The sequence below is a fragment of the Xanthovirga aplysinae genome, from assembly GCF_009711365.1.
Classification (GTDB): Bacteria; Bacteroidota; Bacteroidia; order Cytophagales; family Cyclobacteriaceae; genus Xanthovirga; species Xanthovirga aplysinae.
The window spans coordinates 1-2,985 of sequence record NZ_SMMB01000647.1 but is presented as its reverse complement, the minus strand read 5'-3'; the positions used below and the strand labels follow the sequence as shown (position 1 = coordinate 2,985).

The following is a 2,985-nucleotide window of genomic DNA, read 5'->3' as shown; positions in this document are numbered from 1 at the left end:
CTCTATATTTAATAAAAATTCTAACAATCTATATATGTGAAACAAATAACTTCCGTTAACTTTGCGGCTTTTAAAAAAATTCCAATTTATGTTTGAAATCTACACGCAAAAGAAAGCAAATTTAAAAGACGATATTTTATCTGGACTTACAGTGGCTTTGGCCCTGGTTCCTGAAGCTGTAGCTTTTTCCTTTGTAGCCGGTGTGGATCCCATGGTCGGGTTATATGCGGCCTTTATGGTAGGGTTAATTACTGCTGTAATAGGTGGGAGGCCTGGGATGATATCTGGAGCTACAGGAGCATTAGCTGTGGTAATGGTGGCTTTGGTTAAGGATCATGGAGTTGAATATTTATTTGCCACCGTAGTTTTAATGGGCATATTTCAGGTTTTGGCCGGTGTCTTAAAATTAGGAAAGTTTATTCGTCTTATTCCACATCCGGTGATGTTGGGATTTGTTAATGGGCTTGCAATTGTAATTTTCTTAGCTCAATTAGGTCAGTTTAAAACCATAAATGCACAAGGAGTTTCAGAATGGTTGACAGGGTCTGAGCTTTGGACTATGGGAGGGTTAGTGCTTCTTACCATGGCGATTATTCATTTTTTGCCTAAGCTTACTCGACAAATCCCGTCCTCTTTGGTCGCCATTGTAACTGTGACTTTGCTTGTTACTACTTTAGGATTGAATACTCGATCGGTTTTTGATTTTGCCGGAAAAAGCCTTGCAGGAGGTTTGCCGGAATTTCATATTCCATTAGTTCCTTTTAATCTTGAAACCTTTAAAATTATTTTACCCTATTCACTTATTTTAGCCGCCATTGGTCTTATTGAATCATTAATGACACTTACTTTGGTTGATGAAATAACTGAAAGTAGAGGAAAAAGTAATCAAGAATGTATAGCCCAAGGAACTGCAAATATCGTAACCGGGTTTTTTGGTGGTATGGGTGGTTGTGCTATGATTGGTCAAAGTATGATTAATGTTAATTCGGGGGGTAGAGGAAGATTATCTGGGATTGTGGCTGCTCTCGCCCTTCTTTCGTTTATCATTTTTGCCTCGGGATTAATAGAAATGATTCCGTTAGCGGCCTTGGTTGGTGTAATGTTTATGGTGGTGATAGGAACTTTTGAATGGTCTAGTTTTAGAATTATCAGAAAGATTCCAAAAGCAGATGCTTTTGTTTTAATTTTGGTTTCTGTGGTTACGGTTTTTACCGACCTAGCCATTGCAGTAGCTGCAGGAGTAATTGTTTCGGCACTTTCTTTTGTTTGGAAAACGGCTAAAAAAGTTCAACTCAGAACAGAAATGAGAGGAAAGGTGAAACATTATATTTTAGAAGGACCTTTATTCTTTGGTGCTATTCAGGATTTTAACGCCCTTTTTGATGTAAAGGAAGATCCGGCTGAAGTGGTTTTGGACTTTAGAAATTCTCAACTTACAGATCATTCTGCATTGGAAGCGGTTAATTCATTAGTGGAGAAATACCAAAAGGCAGGAAAAAAATTGACCCTCCATAATTTATCTGATGATTGTCTTTCCATTGTTAATAAAGCAGGAAACCTGATGGACAGTTCCCTTTTGGTTGAGGGTAAAAAACTTAAACGTTCAGTAGCATAAATTAGATTCTAAGGGATCTCTAGACTGGAAAAAGTTATTGAACATATATAAATTTGTGCTAATCTTGATCTCTAAACAAAAAAAGATTTCAGGATTAGCATTTTTTGTTGAGGTAGAAAATCATCATTTTTTGTTTTTTGCTCAAATAAGAAAGTATTTTTAAAAATAATTTTTATTGAATATGAGGGCCATCAGGATTTTTGAGGTCTCAATACATAGTTCTTAATTTTAAGCAGGGAAAACAGTGAGGCAAAAGTTACAGCGATTTCAGGAAAATGCGCAAAGAAAAAATACTTTAGAACCTGGAAAGGATATTTACGAAGAAATAAAAGGTAATTGGAACAGCGTTCAATTTAAAAATGATAATGAAATTGTACTTGAATTAGGCTGTGGAAGAGGAGAATATACGGTAGGTTTAGCACCCCTTCATAAAGACAAAAATTTTATTGGGGTAGACATAAAAGGAGATAGAATTTGGGTGGGAGCAGGTCAAGCTATTGAGCAAAATCTTGATAATGTTGCTTTCCTTAGAACTCAAATTCAATTTTTAGATAAATTTTTTGAACCAGAAGAGGTTAGTGAGATTTGGATTACCTTTCCGGATCCTAGACCAAAAGATCGGGACGAAAAGCTTCGTCTCACCCATCATCGTTACCTTGACTTGTATAAGAAAGTGTTAAAACCTGGTGGAATCATTAATTTTAAAACTGACAACACTCCACTTTTTGAATATACATTAGAAGTTCTGAATAGCCGAAAGGATGCCGATTTGTTAGATTACACCTTTAATTTATATGAGGAGTCGAAACTTTTGGATATACAAAAAGGAATTAAAACCAATTTTGAAAGGAAATTCCATTCTAAGGGTGAGGATATTAAATTTATGCGCTTTAGCTTAAATTAACCAAAAAAAGCCTCCCAATAAAGTGAGGCTTTTTTGTGAAATTTTATCTGACTATAAATTCGATTTACCTTATGCTTAGAAGGGCAAATCGCCTTCCTCTCCATTACCAGAGTTTAACCATTCAGGCTCCTGAGAAGGGGGAGGGGTAGCTGCACCTCCAGCGGTAGCCGTAGCATTCATCCCTTGGCTAGCGGCTCCATCAAGAACTCTCCATGCTTGTAATGAGTTAAAATATTTTACATTCCCTTGAGGATCAGTCCACTTGCGCCCTTTTAAATTGAAATGAACCTCCACTTCTTGTCCTACAGAAAAACTATTTAGTAAATCGCATTTATCCTGTATCATCTCAAATTTTATATATTCGGGGTATTGAGGATTTTCTGCAAATTCCACTACAAATTCTCTCTTACGAAAGCTATCGGTGATTTGAACCGTTTCTGAGATCTCTAATATTTTTGCTCTAATG

The 2,985-nt window shown here is 36.3% G+C and carries 3 protein-coding genes; 2 read left to right on the top strand and 1 reads right to left on the bottom strand.

The features are described from left to right. Positions 1-88: 88 nt before the first annotated feature. Positions 89-1,615 (top strand): SulP family inorganic anion transporter, encoded by a 1,527-nt coding sequence (locus E1171_RS03675; RefSeq protein ID WP_155204200.1) that lies wholly within the window; start codon positions 89-91, stop codon positions 1,613-1,615. 244 nt (positions 1,616-1,859) lie between these two features. Further along, positions 1,860-2,519: a tRNA (guanosine(46)-N7)-methyltransferase TrmB gene (gene trmB, locus E1171_RS03670; RefSeq protein WP_187696235.1), complete on the top strand. Its 660-nt coding sequence runs from the start codon at positions 1,860-1,862 to the stop codon at positions 2,517-2,519. A gap of 75 nt (positions 2,520-2,594) precedes the next feature. On the opposite strand, the gene E1171_RS03665 is transcribed toward trmB, so the two are convergent. Next, the coding region (locus tag E1171_RS03665) for a DUF3127 domain-containing protein (protein WP_155204197.1) at positions 2,595-2,985 on the bottom strand (391 nt) is incomplete at its 5' end.